This window comes from Affinundibacterium macrobrachii (genome assembly GCF_014652415.1).
GTDB classification, from domain to species: Bacteria; Pseudomonadota; Gammaproteobacteria; order Burkholderiales; family Burkholderiaceae_D; genus Undibacterium; species Undibacterium macrobrachii.
In genome coordinates this window covers 46,506-67,286 of record NZ_BMYT01000008.1, presented here as the reverse complement: position 1 = coordinate 67,286, position 20,781 = coordinate 46,506, and the positions used below count along the sequence as shown (strand labels likewise).

Below are 20,781 nucleotides of genomic sequence, written 5' to 3'. Positions count from 1 at the left end.
AAAGTCACAAGATGAAGATGTCAAAGAATGTGCGTTTTTTCAAGCCAAATTTGCTAAGGAGAACTCAGTTTCAATCCTATGATTCCCAACAAGATCAAAAACAAACTAAGAATACGTGCCAAGCTAGCAGGTTCATTGAACAGAATAATGCCAAGAATCGCTGTACCAATAGCACCAACGCCAACCCAAACAGCGTAGGCGGTGCCTACAGGCAGCGACTTCATCGCAACGCCCAATAAAACGACACTAGCGAGCATCGCAGCGGCGGTAATAACACTTGGCCAAAAACGTGAAAAACCATCGGTATATTTCAATCCAATCGCCCACACTATTTCAAACAGACCTGCACATAACAAGATCAACCAATTGATGGTAATAGAGCTCATCTTCATTCCTTCGGAATTGATGGGGTCGTCCCCAATACAAGGAAGACTAACGGGTCGTCCCGCTAACAAACAGGATTATATCAACTTGATTGCGTCCAAATTTCTCGCATTAGAAATTCAGCGTTGCCCGGATAGCTTGATAACTTCTCACGCATTTCTGCCGTCGTTGTGGTCGGTAGAAAACCAAATCGCTGCCAATAGCTAGTGGAGTTTTGTACCGCTACCAAACAGCTACGTCGCATCTGCCATTGTGCACATCGCGAGAAAAAGCAATCAATGAGTGCTCTAGCAACGCCAGTGCCACGAGCGTATGGATGAACCGACAAATCATGTAAGTACAAACAATCGACATGCGCAGGAATCTCGCAAGTTGGCGCATTCAGTGCTGGCGGTGCTGATGAGTTCCAAGGAAGAGCAATTAAATACGCGATCAATTCATCATGTCGAATCGCGACAAAACAGCTCAAGGGAGAAGCTAACAATTTCGCTCGCAGAGATTCGACAGATTCAGGAATATCATCGCTATAGCAGGCGGCCTGCACGAGTAAAATCTCGTCCATGTCTTCTACCTGCATCGGGCGTACGATAAAATCGGTCATGAATGGAACTCAACTATTTCTCGAAAATAAAAGCAATGCAGTTTGTGCCTAATCGCAGTGCCAATTAAAAACCATCCTATTTTGCACGCAATAATGCGATGCGTTGGGCGACAAATTCAATCTCTTCGGGTCGATCACAAGAGCGGATAATAGGCATATTTTCTCTGCCGTATGCGGCAACCAAATAAGTCTTTCCAAGCGCCAGCGTCGTTCCACAATCTGCGCTACGTAAAGCAGAATACACGGTCACCACATTTTTCTTTACGCCTTTAAAGCTTTCATGCACCACAAATTGAAAACTACGCTCGGCAGAATTCAATCTGAGCAAATTGGCCGCTGTCACTTTTCCAATAAACACCATCACCGCATCTTGCATCATCCCATCGACGACTTGCTGATCCGTACTTAAAGTTGAAGGACAAGTGCAAGCTTTCGCGCTCGGCATCAATGACAAGCTGACCAGCAAGAAGATAAACCGAAACATACTCGCTCCCTTTCCATCGACGGCTGACATCAGCGAATCACAAGGATGCAGATTATTGCACGCGCCGAACCACTTTTTATGCGGCTCTGATATTACTCTAATCCCGACACAAGCTAAAGTACCAGAATCACGCTATGAAGAAGGTAATGCTGTTTAAACAATAGCTACGGTAAGATATCGAGGCCGAGAATTTAGTCATTTGTGTGCGTATGTAAAATCTCAAGAACTAAATCAAAATCACTCAGTCATAAGCTGAGATCAACCATCGATCAATATCAAATAAGGACCGCTATGAGTATCACTGCCCTTTTTGCGCTATTAGCATTCTCGAGTACCGCACCAGCAGAACCCGATAAAGCAACTATCGCCGCCATCGAGGCTACTTGCTTTGACTATATTGATGGTCAACTAGAGGCCAATCCACAACGCGTTGCGCGCGCCCTCCACCCTGATCTGGCAAAACGCGCTGCCATCGGCGACACACCCGATGAACGCTTAGGTTTGCGCCGTATGTCAAAAGAAGAGTTAGTCAGCCTGACCAAACAAGGTGTATTAAAAACCCCAAAAGAGCAGTGGGACAGAACATGCAAGATTCTGGATGTCACCGACAATGCCGCATCGGTAAGATTAGAAACACCATGGTTTGTAGACTATTTTCACATGGGGCGTTTTGGTGACCGATGGATTATTGTAAACGCACTTTGGTATAGCAAACCCAAGAAGTAATTCAGCTATGAATGGATGGCTTTAAAAAATTGATTTACGGCCCTGCGCTCTTTCAAGGTATTTTTAGTCAAGCAGCGTTGGTACTTCATCGCAGCGTTTCTGCCATTAAAAGAAGCCGATTCACAAAGCCATCCAAACTCGTTTGCTTTGCAGAAGGAATAAACATCGCATTTGCTAGCAATATCAATGTCATTTTTTTCTGCGGCACTTGTCGAAATGCGGTCGCCATGCCACCGGTAAACCCATAGGAGGCGACGCCGTCCATATCTATCAAATCCCAGCCATGTGCAAAACTTCTTGCTTGGTCATACACAAATGCTTGTTGCAGATTCGCTAAGCTCGCCGTAGATAACAAGGTACCGCTCTCCAGTTTCTTATGCCATTCGAGAAAAGCATTCATACTCATATTTAGGCCGGCTGCCCCGTAGTTATACTGCGGAAAGTGCCAGTTTCGCTTCATCAATTTACTTCCAGCGTTGTTATACCCCACACTAAAGTGAGGATGAACAGCGAGATGATTACCCTCAAAAAAGACCGTCTCTTGCGCCCCTAAAAACTGCGTTGTCAAAATATAGTTGCTTAGACTTTGTCCAGCTATTTTCTGGAAAATACGATTCAGCAACCAATAATTGGTTTGGTTGTAATCAAACTTTTCGCCTGGTTTAAACAGAATAGCTTGTGCGTATACCGCTTGTTGCGCCTCATTCTCAACCTGATTTTCGTAAACCACAATATCAGGTAAGCCAGAAGAGTGACTCAATAAATGCTTGATCTTCACCTCTCGCCAAGTTTCCGGAAGATCATCTAATAATTCGGCCAATTTACTATCAAGTGAAATCTTCTTTTGCTCTATCAATTGATGTACTGCGACGACAGAAAATATCTTAGTCGTTGAAAAAAGAGGAAACACCGTTTCATCAGAAACCGACACATCAAATTCAATATTCGCTGTTCCATAATTTGCGCGATGAATCACCTTACCATCTCGCACAATCGCTAATGCTAAACCGGGAATGCGATGTGATTGCTGAATCTCTCGTACGTAACGATCAATTGCAATCTTTGCTGATACTTCCGCAAAGCTATACGCAGGCAGCAATAGCATCAAGATAAAACTAAGACAAATTCGAGGTATCAATATCAACATTGTTTTTCTCTAATTTAAGAAGACCCAATGTCTTAACAGCATTGGGTCTTCTTCATGTTATGAGTCTAAATTAGCACTAGTTAAATTAAACAGGTCTAGACGTAAATGACTTGTGAATGATTTTCCAAACACCTTTTACTTTTGCCAGCATTAAATAATCGGTAAATACACGAAAGCCTGGAACTAATATCTCGATCTTTGCCATGGCGACATCTTTTTCATAATCGATCGCGACAATTTTTCCTTGACGTGTATTGCTCTTGCCAACCGCAATATTGGCGATATAGGTTTTACCTTTCCAGACATCTAGACTGTCATTCTTAATCGAATAAAGATTAAGGTCTTCATGAAAAGCCTTGCGCACACGATCAGGTTCACCATTCGCTGTACCGTCAATGTAGTCTGTCAATACAAGTCTAATTTGATCAAGTTCGGCCTTTTCGTCTTGCGCTACAGAGCCTAGTCCATGCGCCTTCAAATATTCCACGATTTCCTTGGCGACCAAACTCGATGAGGAAGGATCTTGCCCGGTAATCAAACGCCCATCTCGAATATAGAATTTATCACCCCAATTGGGGGAATACTTGAAGTGAGCACCTGCCGCCTGAACAGCTTGATCCATCTTGAACGGAAAAGTAGCGTAGTACGGCCTATCCTTACGCTCGAAGGCATCAGGAAATCCAGTAATATTTTTACCATCTAGCAAAGACTTCCCATCATTTCCCGCCAAATAAACTAAACCAGCGGTTCCGTGACACACTGCCGAGACAAGGCCGTTGTTCTCATAAATGCTAACCACCAATTTTTGAATCGCACGATTTTCAGCGACACCAAACATCGCCGCACCGCCACCGCTGTAATAGACCGCGGCATAATCCGCAAAATTGAGCTCTTCGGGTCGGTAGGTGCGCTCCAGCTTATTCATGAAGTTCTCGTCGTAAAGATACTTTTTCTGGAGTGAGATCGAGGTATTTACATAATCTATCGGAATTGCACCACCTTCCGGACTGACAATATCCACACGGTAGCCATGACTAACGAAAACATCGTAGGCCATCACAATTTCTTCAAAGTGATTCGCGGCAGGAATATCTGATTTGCCGTAAAAATGCTGATTTGAGGTAACAAACAAAATCCGTCTTGGATTACTTTGCTTAGCGATCCCAGCTTGCTCCTTCACACCGGCTTGATTGTTACGAAGCGCCAAACTGTCAAACGAAGAGGAAGAGGATGCCTGCGTAGCCCCAAATACGCCAAACAATAAATAAGCTGCAAGAAAAACACGAGAAAGAAAAATAAAACAACTTAGCTTCATACACGCACCTTAAATCAAAGATCAAATCGTTAACGGATGCGAATGCAGGAGCAAGTTATCTAAAAGTGCAAGCTGTAAAATTTTTCCAAAAGCCTGTTACGACTTTTGAATATCAACTCAACGCCCAAATTCGCTAGATGCAATTTACTGGAATACAGTAAATTCGCTATGGCAAACCGCGATTTAGGACTTCAGAAACATGATTTCGGAGTGTTTTTTGCTTGAGGGACACCACCACGGAAACATTAAGCCTAAAAAAAATCTACCAATGACATTTCGCTTCATTGGTAGATTTTTATCGCGTGGACAACTAATGATTCGAGAAATTCAGATGTCTTTAGCCCCAGTTATCAAACGTCACGGAAATGCGTAAGCAATACATAGAAAGTTTAGGAAACTAATTTTCATCAACAACAATTTCAAAATCTAACGATTTTGACGGATTATTGATTACTTCCAATATTCAGTGATTTTTGACACCTTGCCATCTTTAAACTCAAACACAGACAGATGAACTTTGTCGGATTGATTCTCTACACGTTCGACCGCAGCGGCGTTTAAACCCGGAATAATGCGCAAAACTTTATAACGTCCTTGATCCAAGTTATAGCGCCCCGCCTTTTGAATTCGAAGCGTATTTCCCATTAATGTTTCGCGCGAATAAGTACCACCATATGCTGCATGGACATAAGTGAAATCATCCGAATACATCGCGAATAATGCGTCAACATCTTGTGTCGTTGAATTACGCATCATTACTTTGTTCTGAGCGAGATTGACTTTTTCGATCAATTCTTCAACTTGCTTGCCAGATAACTCTTGAACTTGCTGTGCTGAAACGATACACGACAAACCGAACACTAAAATTGCAAACACCCATTTCATCTTACAGCTCCTCATCAATCATAAAAATTGTCATTTGACGTCATCAACGACGATCAACACAAACCTTTCGATGCTCACTCAAAGAATTGATTAAACAAATCGCTAAACCAATATCAAAGAAATAGCGAGATATAGTAATCAAGCGTTATGATCAGTTTAATGAAGAAAAGTTCTTGCTTTTTAGAGAATGACGATCAAGGTGCGAAATGGCATTCATGAAATCGACCTTTCTATTTTCTCAAAGTAAAAAGTAGCAAGACTTGTGATACTGTATTAAATCGGCAATACTAACTTATCAGCAAACCTTCAGGATTTGCCTCACCTCTGAGGACAAAAATCCACGACAACAATTTTTCTCTTCTTAAGAATAAGCGATCGGAGAGCAGCATGGGATTATGGAACAAGCTAAGCAATGAGTTTATCGATATCGTCGAATGGTTAGACGATAGTCCGAATGTGATGGTGCATCGTTTTGAACGCTATCAAAACGAAATCAAAATGGGCGCCAAACTCACTGTGCGCGAGGGTCAAGTTGCGGTCATGGTTAACGAAGGCCAACTAGGCAAAGGCCAAGTTGCCGATGTCTTTATGCCCGGCATGTATGAACTTAGTACAGCAAACATGCCGATACTCAGCACCATTAAGGGATGGAAATATGGATTCGATAGCCCATTTAAAGCTGAGGTCTACTTTTTCAAGACAACTCGATTCACCAATTTAAAATGGGGAACCGCAGGTCCTGCAACGATGCGTGACCCCGAATTTGGCGTTGTGCGGGTGACAGCATTCGGTATTTATGGTTTACGTATTCGTGATGCCAAAACCGTGTTGTTAGAATTGGTAGGCACACAAGCCGACTTTACCGTACAAGACATCGAAGAAAATCTACGCGGCAAAATCGGTTTGCGCATTAAAGAAGTAATGCCAGAAATTGGCGTGCCAGTGATTGATTTAGAAAGTAAAGTCAGCGTCGTCGGACAACGCATACAAGAAAAAATCGCCGCTGATTTTGAACAATATGGTTTAGAACTATGCGAAGTCCAAGTGCAAGATATTGGTCTACCTGAAGAGGTAGAAAAAGCGATTGACCAACAAGGTGCGATGCGCGCGATCGGCAACATGCAACAATTCGCCCAATATCAAGGCGCGCAAGCATTGCGTGACGCTGCACAAAATCCCGGCATGGCTGGCGCGATGATGGGAGTCGGTGTGGGCGGCATGCTCAACCAAAGTATGGGCAATTTATTTCAAACCAATGCGACCCAAACTCAAACTGCTGGCGCGATGCCACCGCCACTACCAGGATCAACACCCTACTTCATCGCAATTAACGGTGCGCAAGCAGGTCCGTTTGAACGGTCAGCTTTGCAAGCACAGGTTGCGAACGGTAGCTTAACTCGCGACAGCCTAGTTTGGCGCCAAGGTATGGCTGCTTGGGCGAAGGCCAGTGATCAGGCAGATTTGCAAGATCTATTTGCAGCGATGCCGCCACCGCTACCACCGCAGTAAGTTGATTCAGGCTTGCTCAATCAGATCTCACATCAAGCCGATTTCTACCGATGTGAGATCAACACCTATTTCTGCATCAACACCATCGTTTTTTGGACTTGCAAGTGACCACCAAAACTTATCCCTGCACGCAATGCGGCGCCAAACTAGAATTTGCACCGGGTCAATTCGCGCTTAAATGCCCCTACTGCGGCAATCAAAATCAAATCGAAGCAGACGCGACTGAACAAGCGATTGCTTATGAAGAGTTAGACTATCAAACCTATTTAAGCAAGCAAGCTGGAAACGAAGCGACTATCGAGCAACAAACGGTGAAGTGTACCGCCTGCGGCGCGCAATCACAATTTGGACCACATATCGTATCGGATCGCTGCCCGTTTTGCGCCGCGCCGATGATCGCAGCCAATGCGTATGCCAAGCGTCAAATACAACCCAAAGCCGTTGCTCCTTTTGATATTAAAGAAACTGATGCACGCAAAAAATTCAGCGACTGGGTACATGGCTTATGGTTTGCGCCAAATGCACTCAAACGCGCCTATCGCGCCGAACGCGGATTAAAGGGAATCTACACACCCTACTGGACCTATGACGCCGATTCTGACACCACGTATCAAGGACAGCGTGGTGTTGATTACCTGGTTACCGAGACTTACGTACAAGATGGTCAAACAAAAACACGACAAGTAACGAGAACCAATTGGTATCCTGCGGCTGGTGAAGTCAATGTTAGTTTCGACGATGTCTTAGTCATCGCATCAAAGACACTACCGAAACAATACGCCGACAATCTAGCACCATGGAATCTCAACAAGCTGCAAGCCTATCGCGATGACTACGTTTCAGGCTTCACAGTTGAAGCATATCAAGTGCCGCTAGAACCCGGTTTTGTCGATGCGAGAGATATTATGGAAGACGCCATTCGCGAAGCAATTTGCCGCGATATTGGCGGTGATCATCAACGCATCACGGCTATGCAGCCACGCTATTCCAACATCAGCTTCAAACACATCTTGCTACCGATTTGGCTTTCCTCGTATAAGTACGGCGACAAGACGTATCGTTTTTTGGTCAACGGACAGACAGGTGAAGTTCAGGGCGAACGCCCTTACTCGTATTGGAAAATTGCGGGTGCGGTATTGCTGGCATTTTTGTTATTGACGATCGTGATCGCGATGGCAAATAAGTAGCTTCAAAAGTAATTGATCAAACACATCAACCAAGCGGTGTGAAAAAGTGCAGATCGGGATTATTCGACTGCACTCAATTCTTCATATTAAAAATCGATACCGGCCCTTTTCCATCTGTGGGCTTAGGCTCACAGAGATTGTTCTCAGGCTCTCTACGGAAGGCATTGCACTCGATTCGAACTTTAGGACAATGCGCCATGTTCACCTTATGCGCAGCAGATCCTTCTGGTGTAAAGCTCAAGTTATGCGAGTTGACAGCCAAGGTAATACATTTTTGTAGAGCAGCTTCACCAAGCGCTAATAGGTGCTTATTTTCTGCACTTTCTGTGGGCATACGTGTTTTATATTCTGGCCATTTTTCTGTTCTGCGCGGATGAGAAATATCTGGCGCTCTAATGGGCAAATTTGGCATGCCGCGTCCTATCGATGGATTTGGTAAGCCATTGTTTTGATTTTGCCCCAGACCTGTTCCGCGCTCGATCATCGCTTGCGTGACACCCACCGTTCCAGGCATTTTTGACGCTTTGATGTCACTCTCTTTCGTGGCATCAGGTGCGTTGCGCTTATCGCCATAGTGCACCTTTCCATCTTTATCAACCCACTTATAAACCCCTTGGGCTGAGGCGAATCCACTGATATTCGCCACGATCAAACACGCGATTACGGTAGACAAACGTTAATTTGAAAAGTGAGCAGAATTAGTCATAGGGAGTTCAATCAAATAAGCATTGATTATAGATTAATAATTTATTTATCATACATTCCATATCTGCTTTTATGCGTTTAAGTTAGGCGTATTTTTGTACTCGAATGAAATAGCGTTCAGATTTTCGAGAAGGAACGACCACACCGAAATTCTCAAGCGTACTTCGCTAATCTTGAGTCGAGTTAGAGGGTTTTCTGCTGACATTTTCTTTTGCTTGAGAAGGACTCAATGCATTGCCAAATCGAGGCGTAAGCTGATGTAGCGTTTTAGGAGGATGGCTCATACAGCTTTCCTGCATTGCGATGTCAAATGTAGAGATTGACCCTGCGCTTACTACACGCAACTATTGCGGCTCCCAAAACCGGCAATATCGCCACTAGCAAGATCAGGGAAATCAGGAACATTTCAATGCAGATCAAACCGATCTTGAGTAACCAAGAAACAGGAAACACGATAGCCACGAATGCTACCAATGGAAAAAGAACGAAAAAGGCAAATCGATTGCGCGTGGTTAGTATTCAAAAAATAATCTGAACTTAATCTAAGCTTAAACTAAGTTAAGAATGAGCTTGCCTAAAATTGATACCTATAGGTATCATATGAGTATTAAAGGTTACATTTTTTCCTATTTCAACAAAGAAAGGCAGAAAAATATGGCAAATTTACGCTACACCCAAGCAGAAGCCGAGGAAAATTTTTTACGCTCGTCCGGTCTCGGGGCGCTGACTGTCGGCTTATATCTGATCTTCGACGTAGTCACGGATAGATATAATATTTTCAAAGAATTTCAAAGTAATATCCCTTTGATTGGTGTGATCGTAGTTTTTGGCATTACCCTATTTGGCTTCATGATATTTACACTTCTCTCATCTATACACAGCGGCATAGAGATGCGTAAACGTTCTTTTCTTAGGTTTCAATTTGAAGATGAATATGTCGCTAGCCTGGAAAATAAAGCGAAAGTTTCTTCGTATAGCATAGGCGTGTTTTGTTTGTTTTCCGCCATTTTCTTAACAGATAAAGATCGTTACTTTGCTGTCTTAGTCACGATAAGCATCAGTGATTTTTCGCGCATAGTTCTAGGCTGCATGTCTTGCGCCTATGCGCTACCAATCTTGTCTTCGTACTGGAAGCGTGATGAGTGAAGCGCTAGACAATCATATCGCAAAGCTAAGAGCTAAACAAAAAATTTCGCAACAAGAATTAGCCGAAGCCATCGGTGTCTCACGCAAAACCATTAGTACGGTGGAGACGATGCGCTTCGTACCTTCAGTGATTATTGCGCTCAAACTGGCAAAACACTTTGGTGTCGCGGTTGAGGATATTTTTACCTTGAACAAAGAGGTGGTGGATTAGCTGGGTCGCTTTATGTGAGTTTTTACTATCGATGCCTTAGCAGCATCTGTACTATTCATTGCGCGATATTTTTTCAATACTACTTTTGTGATAGAGGCCATCACATTCATTCGCGTCGATAAAAACGCCAATCGGCAAAGTATAGGAAGCATCTGGTGATGCAGAGCACGTTGTGCCGACTTAGGCGTTACCTTACTTGGCAAACACTTTGGCGCTCTTTGGTACATTTTCTGTCGCTGAGTCAATCAAAGACATATTCTTGTCTTCTAAATCGAAAACAAGATACTGCGCCGTAGCGTACTACGCAGGAAAACCGCTGGCTGCTTAGTTGTAAAGCAGCTTTAGAGGCTAAAGCTAAAATCGTAAACCTGATAGTCAGACCATTCGAGATTGTGCTTTTTCAATAGAAAACAATTGCTAGGTCACGCAATTTCGATGAAATTGCGTGACCTTAAACCGCGCTAATCAAAGCATCACTTTCCGCCACGCGGATCGATCACATTCACCGCCTCAGGTGATGGGCCGTAAGCACGAATATCTGGTCGATACATATCTTCTGCATAGGTTCCTGGTACATGGAAGCGGCCGGGGGTCACTACGCGCAACATGTAGAACAGGTTAATCGGGCTGCCGCTTAATCTAACTGCTGCGACGAATCGATCATCACGATATTCCTTATGCTTGATACGTTCATCTGCCATTGCTGCGGCCAAATTAACACCATCGATACTAAATTCTCCTGCTTGCGGGCCTTGTGAAATATTGAGATTCTCGACCTCTAAGCCAGCAGGGATATGATCGATCACCAAGGCATCTTCGACTATTTGTTTGGATTTGGCGGTGACACGAACAATCAACATATCGCCAACTTTGAGATTGCCGCCAGTCCATGGTTTGCCAGCAACAGTGAACCATTTCCGTTCTAGGTTAATTTTCTCGGTGCTAGGAATCGGCAATTTCAATGGATAACCACTTGCTTCTAGCTCGATCCAGATTGGATTTGATCCTTTATTTTCTAGACTAATACCTTTGATCGCCAAGGCTGGATCAAAACCACGACTCTCACTATTTTTGGAGCTTATCGTGCTACTACCTTCCGCAGTTTTCAATACAACTTCCCAAGGATCGGTGACGGTTCCACCGGCGGCGCGCGCTGCCAAGAACAAAGCGATACGTTCCTGCGTAGAAAAATAAGTGCGTGGCTTCCCTAAACGCTCTGCCAAGTTCGTCAACATCATTTCACGCTGAGGATGAACCACTTTGTGACGCAACATCAGCGCATAGGACATTGCTTGGTCACGCACCGCAGTTCCGTAATCACCAAGATAATCCCAGTCCCAATCCGTGCGAATGCCATAAGGCTTAGTCATCGCATCATTGAAAGCAACATCAGCACGTTTCTGGTCGCCCATCAATTGCAGTGCCAATCCAAGATGGACTAAGGCGAGTGGTGATTTGGCGCGAACACGATAACTATCGTGCAGCAAACGTAAAGATGCTAAGGATGCTTTTTGATCACGCGCTAACATATAGCCGATGTGCGCTAATTCAGCGAAGCGTTGATGACTATTGCGGATCAAATCATAGTCACGCCAATCATATTGACCGTTGGCATTGGGTTTGACCGCAGCAGGCAATGGAGAGAACTGATTGGCGGCACCGTTCAATTTATCGGTCATCCATTTTTGTGCGCGCTTCGTCATTTCTTCCGGCACATTAAAGCCTGCTTCGCGCGCATCTGCCAAGAAACTTGTGACATAAGGTGTCAACCACATTTCATAAGCACCGTCGTTACCGTTCCATAGACGGAATCCACCTTCTGCACCTTGCATACCAGCGATGCGACTAATGGCACCTTCAATAAACTTCGCACGTTGCTCACGGGTATGCGGTGCTAGGCCAACTGCCTTTGCACTATCCTCATCAATATAAACATGCGGATACGCTGCGCTGGTGGTCTGCTCCAAGCAGCCATAAGGATAATCCAGCAAACCCTTGACGATACTACGAACATTTAATGGTGGACGATTCGACATAGCGACACTCAAAGTCGCTGAACCACGATAGAAACGTTCCACCATATTCGCATCTAGTTTATGTATTGCACCGGGTTCTATACGGAAGCGACGTGCATCTTGTTCACGCGGCACAGGCGGTTGAATTTGCAGTGCAAATTCACGATGAATCACAACTGGTTTGGCGCCCGCAGTTTTCAGATCAAGACTAATGCGCGATAAACCAAATGGTTCAGTTGGCTCGACATTAAAACGCAGAATCGTTCTTTGTTTCGGCACCAGTTTGATATTACGTTCACCATCCGCAATCTTTAATAATTTATCGGCAGAGAGTTTAATTTGAATGCTTTGCTCACTTTGCATCATGTTAGTAACATCAAGTGCAAAGGTTGAAGTATCGCCAGGACCAATGAAACGTGGTGTTGCGATCTCAGCGACGATAGGCGCGCTGACCACGACTTCTTTATCGGTACTGCCATAGGCGTCATCGGTCGATGCTACCACCATCACACGCAAGCTGCCGTTGAAGTCGGGAATATTCAATGGCACATCTGCTTCACCTTTTTCATTGAGTTGAACTGGACCTGAAAAAATATCGACCAGTTTGACCTTTTTCGGCATGCTCTTGGTATCGCGTTTACCTGCATCACCGCCCCATTTAATTTTGCCGGGAGTACCATCCATACGCTCTATCAGCTTGCCGTAAATGTCAGTCAACTCGGCGCTAAAACGATGTTTGCCGAAGAAGAAGTCAAACGGATCAGGTGTTTTAAAACTGGTGATATTGAGAATACCGACATCGACTGCAGACACCGTTACCATGGCTTTTTTACCTGCCGCATTCTCGACTTTTACTTTGGCAGTCATGCGTTTTTCTGGCTCGACTTGTGCTGGCGTTGTGAGACTCACTTTTAATTTCCTGACCTCACGAGCTAATGGCAACCAAGTTAAGCCAACAGCGCGCGCAGGAGTAACTTTATCGCCCTGACTTCCAGGACGAAATACCACCGTCGAAATATACATGTCGGAACGATTCCATGTCTTATCGATAGGAATATTCACGGTCGTACCATCCGTGCTCACTGAAACACGTTTGCTCCATAAAACTTTATCGGCTTCGACTAACACCAAAGCTTCGCCATCATGTGGCGGAACAATCTTGAGTTTGACATCATTGCCTGGTTTGGCTGGCGCACCCTCTAACTGCAAACGCACGCGATCAGGACGGTTGCCGACGCTCTCACTATCTTGCGCATTCCAACCCGCGTAGAAGAAATAACGAGCAACCAAATTGGTTTCTGGATCAGTGACTTCTAAACGATAACGTCCCCATTTCACAGGCACAGTTAACTTGGCACGATTCTTCAATTCTAAAGCGCCGGCGTAAATGGTTTCCTCACCTTCTGTATAACCAGAATACCAACCACGACCTGCTTCATAACGCCAATAGTATTCACGCTCCTCACGAACCAATTTGAATGGCGCTTGTTTGAGTACAGAAAATTTACCCGCGGTATTGACCCGAATAATTTCAAACTCAGCCATGCTGCCTTCGCGCGCGACATCTTTTTCAAATAATGGACGTATCCCTATCATGTGCTGCGCTGGCCACCAAACGCGCTCAATCGAACGCACTACAGGGCGTCCGCCAGATTCTAATAAGCTGAACGCTGCGCGTACTTTCAATGGTGATTTTGCATTCGCTGCGAAAGCAACTTCTACTTCTGTTTTGCCATTATCGTCTAAGGTGTTTTCTTCTAACTCAGAACGACTCTTATTGGTGTCATCTGCAAAATCACCAAATATGAAACCTGGCCATTCTTTCGCAACAGGATTTTTGTAACGTTCCTGCGCAACACTACCCAATAGACGATTGCCAGCTGCAGGAGCACCATATAAATAATCGCCTTGGATTTCGACACTGAAACTATTGGTATTCGCCAAGGGAGCACTCTCTGATTTCAAATTCAGTTTCATGCGCTCTGGCAAAAACTCCTCGACTTGAAAGCTATAAATGGAATCAGGTCGCTTGGCAGAAGGATCGGCTCGGAACTCTAAGCTCCAACGCCCGGTTGCCGCATCAGGTGGCAGGTCGATGGTATTTTGAAAGTAGCCGGGTGTCTTCGTATTGGGTTGCCAAATACTCGAACTCACCACGTCACCGCTAGGCTTTTTCAAATCAACTTTGATGGGTGCTGCAGGCAAGGCAATGCCTTCGGCTGAACGTGCCATCAAAGAAGCAACAAATTTCTCTCCAGGTCGATATAAATCACGACCTGACCAAGCGAATAATTTCGCATCACGCGGCAAGTGACCACCGATATCAAATTCTGCCAAATCTAATCCCGGCTCTTGCAAGGCGATAATTGAAGTTTCTTTGCCACGTTTCGCTAACAATAATTTTGCGCCATTCGGTAAGCCCGGCAAAATTCCATGACCATCGCCATCGGTTTTTCCACGCAATAAAACTTTACCATCGTTACCCAATGCTTCGAGTTCGATACCACCTTGTGCAGTTCCATCTTTCAATGAAGTGGTGAAGACATCGGTTTGTTTTAACTGGCGACGTACATGCAAACCTATGTCGCTCACATAGAAGTAAGTGACTTGGTAATCGTAGTCATAATGACCTGGGCGACGCATCACTGCGACATAGATTCCAGGCTCTTTAAGTTCGTTTATTTTTTCTACTGGTAAAAAGCTGACTTTGCGACTATTTGGAATCTCATTGGTAACAAAGCGATTTTGATAAACACTATCTGCAATGCCCTGTAAGGCATTTAATTGCCAGCCAGAGGTCAGTCCTTTAAGTTTGTTTCGATTACCGTAGTAATCGTAGTAATCACCTTCACCATCTTCGCTCTCAACTTCGTCTTCTTCAGAACCTTGATTGCTTCGATTTTTGCCGACGACCATGTCAATAAATTTAGGAAGTTTCTCCGGTGAGACTCGCAAAAATTCCACATCGACTTCAGGAATATTGACGGTAACAACAGGCAGACCACCATTTAGACCCGCTGGCAACACCGTGCCTTTGCTCGCGAAAAAATAGGAGGGCGCCATCTCATCACTAATGACCTCACAAGTCACCGGTGTTTCTAATTTTTTTCCAGAACTGGCAGCGAGCATACCACTTAGATTGACCCGATATTTATGACCCGCTTTGACGAATGGAAATAACAGCACATGCGGATTGTCAGAGACGATCCAACCGCCTTTGACTAAGTCGCTTGGCTTTGATGCTGCCGAGTTGGAAGCGGCAGTGTTGCCGTTAGCTGTGCTCTTTTGCGAGTCTGTTTTGCTGCTTCCAAGATCAGTCACTTCAATCAGTTTATCGATTGCTTGATCCGGATTCACCGCTTGTGAAAACATGACGGCTAATGCAGGCTTGTCGTCATGTAGACGAGCAAGGCATGAACCCATATTAAAAGGCGCATCAGGATTCACTACAACTGCATCCCCACTGACTGGCAAGCTGGTTTTATGTTTCTTTGTCCACCAAACGCCAGCACCAGCGGCAACGAGGGCAACGCTCACCAAGGCGATGCCGATACTTTTCTTTGAAAACTGAGTCATATTGAGATTCCTGTTTTTTGATGATGCGAATATAACATTTCATAGAAAAGAAAACACTCAAATACCACCATCTAAACAGGTATTTATGCAATCCATAACCACTATGCTGATTAATATATTTGCGCGCAAAAAGATCATGCAATTACATCAATAAAAAACAAAATGCAAATCTAATTTCTCAATAAAAACCCCAAAAAACAACAGGGTATTTGATCATATTGCACGTACCAATTCGCTCAGGTAGTATGAATTGGCCTATTTTTTGAATGTAAGCAAGGCATACCAGTTACACAAAAACTCATCGCCACTCGATTGGCATTGATTCACATCTACAAACAAATGGGAGCAAGAATTGAAAAATAAAACTACCAATTTCGGCCGTTCGCCGAATAAAGAAATTTTTGTGAAGAACGCAGTACAGGCGGCAATCTTATTACTAGCAACAGGAGGAATAGCAACAGCACAAACTGCTACCCCCGCCAAAGCAGATGAGAAGGCGGCCGCAACCCAAGAAGTGCAACAAGTTGTGGTGACCTCTACCGGTACACGAGGCTCCAACCGAACCGTAATTGACACCCCAGTACCAGTCGATGTGCTAGCCGCAACAGAATTAACCAAAACCGCACAAGCCTCTCTCGACAAAGCCCTCGCCTTCCGTGTCCCCTCCTTCAATACAGTACAAACCCCAGTCAACGATGCAACCTCTCTGTTAGATCCGTATGAGATCCGTAACATGGGACCAAGTCGCTCATTGATTTTGATTAACGGCAAACGCAAAAATGCTAGCTCCTTGGTGTACACACAAACCTCACCAGGGCGCGGTGAAAGTGGCGCGGATATTTCTGCGATTCCGCAAGATGCGATTAAACGTATCGAAGTGCTGCGCGATGGTGCATCAGCACAATATGGTTCCGATGCGATTTCTGGTGTAGTCAACATTATTCTGAAAGACAACCCAGAGGGCACATCGATTACTGGTCGCACTGGCGTCACCCATGAAGGCGACGGCAAAATGCAAGCAATCAGCATCAATCACGGTTTAGCCTTAGGTGATAGTGGTTTTGTGAACATGACCGTTGACTTCTCTAAAAATGACCTAGCATCTCGCTCTGGCATTGTTAGTGCACGTGGCGAAGCTGCGACGTTCGGTAATGGACCTGATACATTTACGGCTGATTTAGCGGCAGCGAATGCTTTCTTAGCGAAGAAGCCAGACGCAGGTAATATCAATGGTTCACCAGATACACGCGCAGCCAAATTTTTGATCAATACACGTTACGATTTTGCCGGTGGTGCATCCATGTATGCAAACGCTGCTTATATCGATAAAAAAATTGATAGCTATGCGAACTACCGTACCCCATACTGGCGCCCTACCGATTATGGATTGTTGCGTCCAAGCGGTGCTCCATATGAAGGGTATGTTCCTGGATTCTTAGGTGCACTCAAAGACTACAACGCCACAGTTGGGGTCAAGTTTGACTTGGCTAATTGGTCGTCAGACGTGAGTTTGACTTTTGGCGGTAACGAGCAAACCTACACGGTGACGAATTCAGTCAATCGCGGCATGGAAGATGCTTATCTTGATGCAGTCGCGAAAAAGATCACGCCGCTGCCACCACATGGTCAAACGCGTTTCGATGCAGGTGGATCCAAGTTTAATCACACTGTCTTCAATGCAGACTTTTCCAAAGACATCGCCAAAGGTGTAAGTGCCTATTTCGGTACCGAGATCCGTGCGGAGCAATACACTCTCGTTGCAGGTGAGCCTGCGTCTTGGTTGTATTCAGGTGCGGATTCCTATGCAGGTAATACTCCGACAAACTCATTTACATCAACTCGTTCAAACTATGGCGTATATGGTGGAACGATGTTTGATGTTACAGATGCATTGGTGTTAGATGCAACAGCTCGCTTTGAACATTACAGCGACTTTGGGAATGCAACCATTGGCAAGCTCAGTGCCAAGTACAAAGTCAATGATGAAATCACCTTGCGTGGTTCTTTATCTTCTGGCTTCCGTGCACCATCCTTGCACCAAATTTATACTCAGAAGGCGCAGTATTCTTTCTCAGGTGGTTCAATTCAGGTTTCAGGATTGGCTAGCAACGTATCCGCAGAAGCTGCAGCATTGGGCGTTCCAAAACTCAAAGCAGAGAAATCTACTAGTATCACTTTGGGCATAGGCTACAAGCCAAGCAAAGATACGAGTATGACTTTGGATTACTACAATATCTCGCTCAAAGATCGCATCATTCTAGGCAAGGAAATTAAACCAAGTGGCGTCCCAACAGCTGAGCTCGATAAAATCCTGAAAGCAGCGAACATCGTTTCATTGAGCTTCTTCGCCAATGCTTTAGACAGCAAAACGTCTGGTATCGACTACGTGTTCAATCATCGCAATATGAAGTTGGGTGATGGCAAATTGCACTTCAATTGGTCCGGCAACTACTCATTGAAAAATGAGCGTGATGGCGAGGTGAATAATCCTGCAGCGATTGCGAAAGCTGGTCAATCGGTGTTAGATATCACGCAAGAAGCCTTGATGTTCACTTCACGTCCGAAGTACAAATCGATCATTGGGTTTGACTATGACATCAGCGATTTCAATTTCTCAGTCAACAATACGGTTTTTGGCCCGACCAAGTTCCGCAATGCAGACTTAGATCAGAACTTAGCGGTTGTTTTCAAAACCAAAACATTGACCGACTTTTCTGTTAACTATCAAATCAACAAAAACATGACTTTGGCATTTGCGATTAACAATATGTTTAACGTAACGCCATCATGGAAATTGGAAGCTGCTGGCGATAAAGCCAAAGGCCAAGCAATTCTTGATAGCAAAACAGTCGACTATTCTGGTCGCACACCAGCCCAAATCCAGTCTGATAACATCACATTTAACCAACGCTATTCAATGGTAACGTATGATGGCTCTCACTTCAGTCAGTTGGGTCGTATTTACAATCTGTCTTTGAACTACCGCTTCTAATTCTCGTATGCCGAAGCTGACTGGCACCTTCTAAGTGCCAGTCAAAAATAAAAAGACCACGAACACCATTTCGTGGTCTTTTTATTTTCTATCTCTGCGAATTTATCTACTTTACCCCTGCATATTGTTGAACGCATCAACGCCACTCCGCATTTAAACAATTGATAGTTTAAGCTGCGCTAAATACGATAACCCAGCAACCGCCCGACTACCATACCAAGACAACATTTCACCATCGACTAAGATCACTGGTTTCCGAATTTGCTGTTGCAACTCTGTGGCATGCGTTTGCGTAAAACTATACGGTTCGGTGGACAGTAATACGATGTCGATGGTATCTAAGAGCTCATCACTCCATTCGAAAGTTGGATAGCGCTTCAACTCCGACTTATCTGTTCCACTTGGGACCGATTGCCATTGCTGCCAACCTCGCAAAGCAAGCATTTGTGCGATATAAGTATCGCGGCTTACTGTCATCCACGGATCTTTCCAAATGCAATACAAGACTCGCTTACCTTGTGGATCGGGCTGAAGCCGCGACAAATTTACCTCAAACGCTGCGCATAATTGTTCTGCACGTTGCGATACATGAAAGATCGTTCCCAGCAAACGATACATCGCCAAATTATCTTGCGGACAAACTGGATGCGTCACCACGACATGCGGAATAAACTGCGCTAAGAGATCGACAGTCGGTTTCTCGTTCTCATCAATATTCACTATCAAATGCGTTGGCGCCAACTTGCGCAGCTTTTCCACATTGACATCCTTAGTGCCACCAACTTTAGGAATATCGCACACTAGCTCTTTAGGATGGATACAAAATCCTGTTCTTGCCACCATAAATTTTGCTAAACCGAGCTCACACAATAGTTCTGTGATTGACGGCACCAAACAGGCAATACGAGGCTGTTCGAGTTCGCTCACTGGACTATGCACGGTCCCAATCGCATCAATTAACATCGACGTATGTGCTGGTATCGGAGATTTACTCATTCGCTCAACTTTGACTTAGAACGTGATTTTCTTGGGGCATTGGCAAACAATACGTCATATAAAAAATTCGGCAAGCTACGCAACAACTTTGCCACCACGCCCATCTGCCAAGGAATTACACGATAACTATCACCAGCTTGAATCGCTGACACAGCGCGTTTTGCAAAATCCGCTGCAGGCATCAAAAATGGCATTGCATAGGTATTTATTTGCGTCATCGGGGTATCAATATACCCAGGTGCAATCGTCACGACTTTGACACCACTCGAACGCAATTCAACCCGCAAAGATTCACAGTAACTGATGACCGCGGCCTTCGACGCACTATAAGCACTCGCGCCCGGCAAACCCCGAATGCCCGCCACACTTGCAATCCCAACTAAACGGCAATTGTGCGCATTGGCGCTTGATTTCATATGCTCGATAAATGGTGCAAAAGTAGCGACGGTAGCTAAGACATTGGTATCCATCACTCTTCGAAAAACCGCGAGATCTTCGCTAAGTTCAGTCAATGTTCCCACGGATATTCCGGCACTGGCGATCACCACATCGACCTGACCGGACTGCTGTATAAAATCGGCTGCGGCTGCGTGCAGGGCTGTATGATCATTCACGTCTAAGGCGTAAACTTGGTGTAAATCCGCATTTGGCAAACTATCACGCAAAGCTTGCAAAGCCTCATAACGTCGCCCAACCAAGCCAAGACGCGCGCCCTTTGCCGCATATTCTTGCGCAAGTGCTAGCCCCAAACCCGAAGATGCACCGGTGATAAAAACTGCTCGCATAAGTGGATGTCCCTCAGTCAAGTTAACATCTGAAATTAATCATTGTGCTTAGAAATAAATACTAACTAAAAGTACTCTGTACTAGGCAAAAAAAATCCGTCAAATCGACGGATTTTT

At 44.7% G+C, this 20,781-nt stretch carries 16 protein-coding genes; 6 read left to right on the top strand and 10 right to left on the bottom strand.

Translation table 11 applies throughout. The features are described 5' to 3' along the window. Positions 1 to 53 precede the first annotated feature (53 nt). The 3 genes from sugE to IE103_RS17450 all read right to left on the bottom strand — a co-directional run bounded on the left by sugE (position 54) and on the right by IE103_RS17450 (position 1,469). Positions 54 to 371: a quaternary ammonium compound efflux SMR transporter SugE gene (sugE, locus tag IE103_RS17460; RefSeq protein WP_189347727.1), complete on the bottom strand. Its 318-nt coding sequence runs from the start codon at positions 369 to 371 to the stop codon at positions 54 to 56. A gap of 95 nt (positions 372 to 466) precedes the next feature. Further along, a complete protein-coding gene (locus IE103_RS17455; RefSeq protein ID WP_189347618.1) occupies positions 467 to 985 on the bottom strand; it encodes a GNAT family N-acetyltransferase in 519 nt (172 codons plus the stop codon). 76 nt (positions 986 to 1,061) lie between these two features. Next, positions 1,062 to 1,469, bottom strand: coding sequence for a hypothetical protein (locus IE103_RS17450; protein ID WP_189347616.1), 408 nt, complete (start codon positions 1,467 to 1,469; stop codon positions 1,062 to 1,064). Positions 1,470 to 1,760: 291 nt separating this feature from the next. Here IE103_RS17450 and IE103_RS17445 point away from each other — a divergent pair, with 291 nt between their 5' ends. After that, on the top strand, positions 1,761 to 2,195 hold the full coding sequence (locus tag IE103_RS17445; protein ID WP_189347614.1) for a nuclear transport factor 2 family protein: 435 nt from the start codon (positions 1,761 to 1,763) through the stop codon (positions 2,193 to 2,195). Between the two features lie 85 nt (positions 2,196 to 2,280). On the opposite strand, the gene IE103_RS17440 is transcribed toward IE103_RS17445, so the two are convergent. The 3 genes from IE103_RS17440 to IE103_RS17430 all read right to left on the bottom strand — a co-directional run bounded on the left by IE103_RS17440 (position 2,281) and on the right by IE103_RS17430 (position 5,542). Next, entirely contained in the window at positions 2,281 to 3,342 is a 1,062-nt protein-coding gene (locus IE103_RS17440; protein ID WP_189347612.1) for a serine hydrolase domain-containing protein, read from the bottom strand. An 85-nt stretch (positions 3,343 to 3,427) separates the two neighbouring features. Then, positions 3,428 to 4,657, bottom strand: a complete 1,230-nt coding sequence (locus IE103_RS17435; RefSeq protein WP_189347611.1) for a nuclear transport factor 2 family protein — start codon at positions 4,655 to 4,657, stop codon at positions 3,428 to 3,430. A gap of 450 nt (positions 4,658 to 5,107) precedes the next feature. Continuing rightward, positions 5,108 to 5,542 carry a nuclear transport factor 2-like protein gene (locus tag IE103_RS17430; RefSeq protein ID WP_189347609.1) on the bottom strand — a complete coding sequence of 145 codons (435 nt, stop codon included), beginning with the start codon at positions 5,540 to 5,542 and terminating at the stop codon, positions 5,108 to 5,110. A 387-nt stretch (positions 5,543 to 5,929) separates the two neighbouring features. Here IE103_RS17430 and IE103_RS17425 point away from each other — a divergent pair, with 387 nt between their 5' ends. Together IE103_RS17425 and IE103_RS17420 are read left to right on the top strand one after the other, a co-directional pair. After that, positions 5,930 to 7,051: an SPFH domain-containing protein gene (locus IE103_RS17425; protein WP_189347607.1), complete on the top strand. Its 1,122-nt coding sequence runs from the start codon at positions 5,930 to 5,932 to the stop codon at positions 7,049 to 7,051. 104 nt (positions 7,052 to 7,155) lie between these two features. Beyond that, positions 7,156 to 8,238, top strand: a complete 1,083-nt coding sequence (locus IE103_RS17420; RefSeq protein WP_189347605.1) for a TFIIB-type zinc ribbon-containing protein — start codon at positions 7,156 to 7,158, stop codon at positions 8,236 to 8,238. A 73-nt stretch (positions 8,239 to 8,311) separates the two neighbouring features. On the opposite strand, the gene IE103_RS17415 is transcribed toward IE103_RS17420, so the two are convergent. Further along, complete coding sequence (locus tag IE103_RS17415; RefSeq protein ID WP_189347603.1) at positions 8,312 to 8,911, bottom strand: DUF4124 domain-containing protein; 600 nt, start codon at positions 8,909 to 8,911, stop codon at positions 8,312 to 8,314. A gap of 686 nt (positions 8,912 to 9,597) precedes the next feature. Here IE103_RS17415 and IE103_RS17410 point away from each other — a divergent pair. Both IE103_RS17410 and IE103_RS17405 read left to right on the top strand, forming a co-directional pair. After that, positions 9,598 to 10,089 carry a hypothetical protein gene (locus IE103_RS17410; protein ID WP_189347600.1) on the top strand — a complete coding sequence of 164 codons (492 nt, stop codon included), beginning with the start codon at positions 9,598 to 9,600 and terminating at the stop codon, positions 10,087 to 10,089. Next, complete coding sequence (locus IE103_RS17405; RefSeq protein ID WP_189347598.1) at positions 10,082 to 10,300, top strand: helix-turn-helix transcriptional regulator; 219 nt, start codon at positions 10,082 to 10,084, stop codon at positions 10,298 to 10,300. The genes IE103_RS17410 and IE103_RS17405 overlap by 8 nt, the downstream gene beginning before the upstream one ends. Before the next feature lie 473 nt (positions 10,301 to 10,773). Here IE103_RS17405 and IE103_RS17400 read toward each other — a convergent pair whose 3' ends face one another. Beyond that, the gene (locus IE103_RS17400; RefSeq protein ID WP_189347596.1) at positions 10,774 to 15,891 is read right to left on the bottom strand and encodes an alpha-2-macroglobulin family protein; all 5,118 of its coding nucleotides are present in this window, start codon (positions 15,889 to 15,891) and stop codon (positions 10,774 to 10,776) included. 352 nt (positions 15,892 to 16,243) lie between these two features. Here IE103_RS17400 and IE103_RS17395 point away from each other — a divergent pair, with 352 nt between their 5' ends. Next, a complete protein-coding gene (locus IE103_RS17395; RefSeq protein WP_229827337.1) occupies positions 16,244 to 18,883 on the top strand; it encodes a TonB-dependent receptor plug domain-containing protein in 2,640 nt (879 codons plus the stop codon). A gap of 153 nt (positions 18,884 to 19,036) precedes the next feature. On the opposite strand, the gene IE103_RS17390 is transcribed toward IE103_RS17395, so the two are convergent. Together IE103_RS17390 and IE103_RS17385 are read right to left on the bottom strand one after the other, a co-directional pair. Continuing rightward, the gene (locus IE103_RS17390) at positions 19,037 to 19,879 is read right to left on the bottom strand and encodes a helical backbone metal receptor (protein ID WP_373295250.1); all 843 of its coding nucleotides are present in this window, start codon (positions 19,877 to 19,879) and stop codon (positions 19,037 to 19,039) included. Then, a complete protein-coding gene (locus IE103_RS17385) occupies positions 19,876 to 20,664 on the bottom strand; it encodes an SDR family oxidoreductase (RefSeq protein ID WP_189347594.1) in 789 nt (262 codons plus the stop codon). The genes IE103_RS17390 and IE103_RS17385 overlap by 4 nt, the downstream gene beginning before the upstream one ends. Positions 20,665 to 20,781: the final 117 nt, after the last annotated feature.